The sequence below is a fragment of the Gordonia sp. (in: high G+C Gram-positive bacteria) genome (genome assembly GCF_049299075.1).
Taxonomy (GTDB): domain Bacteria; phylum Actinomycetota; class Actinomycetes; order Mycobacteriales; family Mycobacteriaceae; genus Gordonia.
This window is the reverse complement of the sequence record NZ_JBAQWU010000137.1, coordinates 1-4650: the sequence shown is the minus strand read 5'-3', so window position 1 is coordinate 4650 and position 4650 is coordinate 1. Positions and strand designations below refer to the sequence as shown.

Here is a 4650-nt window from a genome sequence, read left to right as displayed (position 1 = left end):
GATCGATGGCCTCAAGTCGAGTGCGCGTGGCCTCGATCCGCGCGCGGCTCCACGCGTCGCGGGTGCCGTACGGCTCGGGCGAGAGCAGAAACTCGTCAGTGGCGACGACATTGCGCTCGCGCGCGAGCGCGAGCGCCTGCAGCGCCGTCGACGTTCCCTCCGGCCGGAACGTGTAGTCGTACAGCAGAAACATCGGGACGACGCGGACCGGTTCGCCGCCGTCGCCCGGGTCGAACAACGGATACATGTCTTCGGGCGTCACCACGCCCAGGTCGCGGCACGCCTGGACCAGGTAGTCGTAGCGGGCGACGCCGTGAATCTGGAGCGGATCCTTGGCCGTGGTGTAGAGCTCGTGGTTGCCGGGAACCCAGACGACGGTGTCGAAACGCGCCTTGAGCCGCCGCAGCGTGTCGATGATGTCGTCGGTGCGCTCGGAGATATCACCGGCGGCGATCAGCCAGTCCCCCGGTCCGCTCGGCCGGATCTGATCGACGATGTGCTCGTTGCCGCGGTGTGCGACATGCAGATCACTGATCGCCCAGAGCTTCGCCATGGACCCAGTCTGCCACCCGCTGGCCCACCCAAGCTGTCGTGGTTGGGACAGTTCGCCCTCCAGATGTCGCGTTCGGTGCCGGTAGACGTGCCAGTTCCGCGACGGCTGCGGCCGGTCTCGACACAAGCGTCGACAGATACCGGGCCCGGTCCCTCCTGCCTGCGCCGCTCGCCTCGTCTCATCGCCGACCTGGACACGGTCTCCTTTCGGCGTAGCGTGAAGTCATGGACGGCTCAATGGTGATCGTGGGAGGCGGCCTTGCTGCCGCGAAGACCGCCGAAGCGCTCCGGAACCGTGGTTTCGACGGCGCGATCGTGATGATCGCCGGGGAGAAACACCTCCCCTACGAGCGACCCCCGTTGTCGAAGGGCTTCCTATCCGGCAGCACTGTGGCCGCGAAGCTACTTCCCCTCGACGCCGACTGGTACGCGGTGCACCACGTCGATCTGCGGACCGGAGTTCGCGCCACCAAAATCGACCGCGCCGACCACCTCGTCTTTCTCGATGACGGCTCCGCCGTCCGATACGACAAGCTCGTGCTGGCCACCGGTTCGCGGCCGCGGGCCTTCCCAGGCGAGCCGGCGGTCGCCTACCTGCGCTCCGTCGACGATGCCCAAGCTCTGCGCGAGCGGCTCGGCGACGGCAGGTCACTGGTGATCGTCGGCGGGGGCTGGATTGGCTTGGAGGTGGCCGCCACCGCCCGCTCGGCCGGAACCGCGGTGACCGTCGTGGAGCCGCAGCGCCTTCCCCTGCTGGGCATCCTCGGTGAGCGCGTCGCCGGAATCGTGGCCGGCCTGCACCGTCGTCACGGTGTCGATCTGCGCCTGGACACCGGGGTCGACGGCATTGAGGTCGACGAGGTGACTGGCGGCCCGGGCGGCCGGGTCACCACGACCGACGGCGCGACGCTGGAGGCCGACACGATTCTGGTCGGTATCGGCGCCCTGCCCAACACCGAGATCGCCGCCGCGGCTGGACTGCCGCTGGAGTCCGGCGGGGTCGTCGTCGATGCGGAACTGGCCACCTTCGATCCGGATGTTTACGCCGTCGGTGACATCGCCAACTACCCGGACCCGCACTTCGGCAGGCTGCGCGTCGAACATTGGGCGAACGCACTCAACCAGCCTGCTGTCGCCGCCGCGAATCTGTTGGGGCACCACGAGACCTACGACCGGCTCCCCTACTTCTTCACCGATCAGTACGAATTCGGCATGGAGTACCGCGGTTACGCCACCGGCGAGAATCGCGTGGCGATCCGCGGCAATACCGACGCCCTGGAATTCCTGGCGTTCTGGCTCGACGGCGAGAACCGGGTGTGCGCCGGAATGAACGTGAACTTGTGGGACGACAGCCAGGCAATCGCCGACCTGATTACCAGCAAACGCATCGTCGATCCGGACCGGCTCGCCGATCGGTCGATCGCGCTCGCCGAGGTGTAGAAGGACTACCGTGGAACTATGACTCAGGTGATTCCGGTCCCGCCGCCCAGCGTCAGCCTCGACCCGACGCCGGCCCTGCGCGACAATCCCGACCGCGACCGCTATGAACTGTGGTCCGGCGACGACCTGATCGGCGTCGAAGGCTATGAGCGCGCCGAGAACGGCGACCTGACGCTGCTGCACACGGTGGTCACCGAGAAGTTCGGCCGGGCCGGCTTCGCCCGGCTGTTGCTCAGTGAGATGTTCGCCGACATCGACGCCCGCGGCGTCAAGGTGCGGGCGGTCTGCACGTATGCGCAGCAGTTCGTCGAGCGGTTCCCGCAGTACCAGAGGTTCGTCGCCGCCTGAAGGGTGGTTTCGACACGGGGTCTCGTTCCTCGGCACCGGCTCAACCAGCGAAGAACTCCCCAACCGTGCGAGCGCAGCTCCCCCTCGATGATTGAGCGAGCGCAGCGAATCGAAGTCACGCCCCGACCGGCTCAGTGCCCGCTCTTAGCCACTTACCCGAACGCACGCGCCAGGCCGTCGCGGCCAGCCTGGTCAGCATGAACACCAGCAACCCCGTCCAGATCCCGGCCAGTCCCCAGTCGAAGGCCAGTGACAACCAGATCAGCGGAAGGAAGCCGCCGAGCGCACCAAGCAGGGTCGCAGTCCGCAAGAATGCGACGTCGCCGGCGCCGAGCAGAATGCCGTCGAGGGCGAAGACGATCCCGGCGATCGGCAGCATCGCCACCAGGAACCACCAGGGCGTCCGAGTGGCTTGCAGAATCGCGGCGTCGTCGGTGAAGATCTGTGGAATCAGGCTCACCCCGGCGGCGAAGACGACAGCGAGCAGCCCGGAGACCGCCAGCGAGCCCACGACGGCGCGTTTGGCATCGCGGCGTGCAGCCGCCAGGGTACCGGCGCCCAGTGCGGCACCGACCAATTGCTGTGCGGCGATGGCGAGCGAATCGAGCAGCAACGCGATGAACTCCCACAGCTGCAACACCAGTTGGTGCGCCGCCACCTGCGCCACGCCACAACGTGCGGCGACCGCAGCCGCCGACAGGAAGCAAATCTGGAACGAGGCACTCCGCAGAATCAGGTCCCGGGCCATCACCAACTGGGCCCGGATCACCGGCCACTGCGGTCGCCGGGCAATACTGTCGTCGGCCGCCGCTTCGCGGGCCAGCCGACCGACGAACGCCAACCCGGTGATCGCCTGCCCCACCAGGTTGGCGACGGCGCTGCCATTCATGCCGAGGTCCGGCGCGCCCGCCAGACCGTGCACCAGCAACACGCACAGCCCTGCGCTCACCGCCAGCCCGGACACCACGTAGATCACCGGACGCCGCGTGTCCTGAACCCCGCGCATCCAACCGTTGCCAGCCATCGCCAGCAGGATCAGCGGCACGCCGAACACGGCGATACGTAGCCACCCGGCGGCGTCGGCCGCCACGACCGCATCGGGCACCAGGCCCCGCATCATCGGCGGGGCCAACGGATACGCGACGGCGATGATCAACGCACCGGCTCCGAGCGCGATCCAGCTGGCCTGCACGCCTTCGCGGACGGCCGCGCTGCGCCGCCCTGCGCCGAATTCACGCGCCGAACGCGCTGTGGTGCCGTAGGCAAGGAAGGTCAGCTGGGTGCTGATAATGGCCAGCACCAATGTCGCCACCGCCAGCGCCGCGAGCGCCGCACCACCGAGCCGACCAACGACGGCCAAGTCGAGCATCAGGTACAGCGGCGGCGCGATGAGCACCACCAGTGCCGAGGCCGCGAGCCGGAGGATTAGAGCGCCCCCAACAGGTTCGCGATCACCTCGTCAGCAGTACCGGTATCGCTGTAGCCAGCGGCACGCGTATGTCCACCACCGCCGAGTCGCTGGGCGATGGGCACCAGATCGACCGCCGATTTGCTGCGCAGCGACACATTCCACGCACCCGCCGAGTTCTCCTTGAAGACAGCGGTCACGTCGGCTTCGCGAGCAGTACGCACGATGTCGACGACGCTCTCGCCGTCCTCCCAGTCCATCCCCGCCATCTGCTCGGCATCGACAACCGCGGTGACCAGACCTTTGCCGCCGCAAGCACTTTCGTCAAGGCAGGCAGTCGCCAGCACCGCCGACACCATCGCGAACCAGCCGAACGGATGGGAGTCCAGCAGGATGCGACTCCACTTGGCCGAATCGACCCCGGCGCCGGTCAGCCGACCAGCGACGGTGAACGACGCCGGGCGTGCCCACTTGAACGAGCCGGTGTCGGTGACTAAACCGGCGAACAGGCAGGTCGCGATGTCCGGCGTCAACTCGACGCCGAGCGCGTCGAGCACGTCGAGCACCAACACCGCCGTGCAGTCCGAGTCTGCATCGATCAAATCCAAGTCGGCGAAGCCGGTGTTGGAGATGTGATGATCGATGCAGATCGTCGCGTCGGAATCGGTCAACACCGAAGCCAGAACGCCGAGCCGGTCGATCGTCGCCGCATCCACGGCAACGGTGACCGCTGCTGGGGCCAGTTCCGCGTCGTCGACAATCAGCTCCGAGCCCGGCAGCTGCCGCAGCGTGTCCGGAAGCAACTCCGGCCCGGAGAACGACACGTCCACCGCGACCCCACGGTCGCGCAGCGCCAGCCCGAGGGCCAGGGCGCTGCCGATGGTGTCGGCATCGGGCCGGAC

The 4650-nt window shown here is 67.7% G+C and carries 5 protein-coding genes; 2 read left to right on the top strand and 3 right to left on the bottom strand.

Features of this window, described 5'->3' with window-relative positions:
- Positions 1-553 (bottom strand): metallophosphoesterase (locus WAW85_RS04650; protein ID WP_422558477.1); only part of this gene is annotated, 553 nt, incomplete at its 3' end.
- Between the two features lie 224 nt (positions 554-777).
- Here WAW85_RS04650 and WAW85_RS04645 point away from each other — a divergent pair.
- Together WAW85_RS04645 and WAW85_RS04640 are read left to right on the top strand one after the other, a co-directional pair.
- Positions 778-1992 carry an NAD(P)/FAD-dependent oxidoreductase gene (locus WAW85_RS04645; RefSeq protein ID WP_422558476.1) on the top strand — a complete coding sequence of 405 codons (1215 nt, stop codon included), beginning with the start codon at positions 778-780 and terminating at the stop codon, positions 1990-1992.
- 18 nt (positions 1993-2010) lie between these two features.
- Positions 2011-2340, top strand: a complete 330-nt coding sequence (locus WAW85_RS04640; protein WP_422558475.1) for a GNAT family N-acetyltransferase — start codon at positions 2011-2013, stop codon at positions 2338-2340.
- Between the two features lie 115 nt (positions 2341-2455).
- On the opposite strand, the gene WAW85_RS04635 is transcribed toward WAW85_RS04640, so the two are convergent.
- Positions 2456-3766, bottom strand: a complete 1311-nt coding sequence (locus WAW85_RS04635; protein WP_422558478.1) for an MATE family efflux transporter — start codon at positions 3764-3766, stop codon at positions 2456-2458.
- On the bottom strand, positions 3766-4650 hold an 885-nt coding region (locus tag WAW85_RS04630; RefSeq protein WP_422558474.1), incomplete at its 5' end, for a DHH family phosphoesterase. The genes WAW85_RS04630 and WAW85_RS04635, both read right to left, overlap by 1 nt.

What these genes read in the sequence shown, in the direction of transcription:
- WAW85_RS04645 (WP_422558476.1), top strand. Translation starts at nt 778, where the DNA reads ATGGACGGCTCAATGGTGATCGTGGGAGGCGGCCTTGCTGCCGCGAAG.
- WAW85_RS04640 (WP_422558475.1), top strand. Translation starts at nt 2,011, where the DNA reads ATGACTCAGGTGATTCCGGTCCCGCCGCCCAGCGTCAGCCTCGACCCG.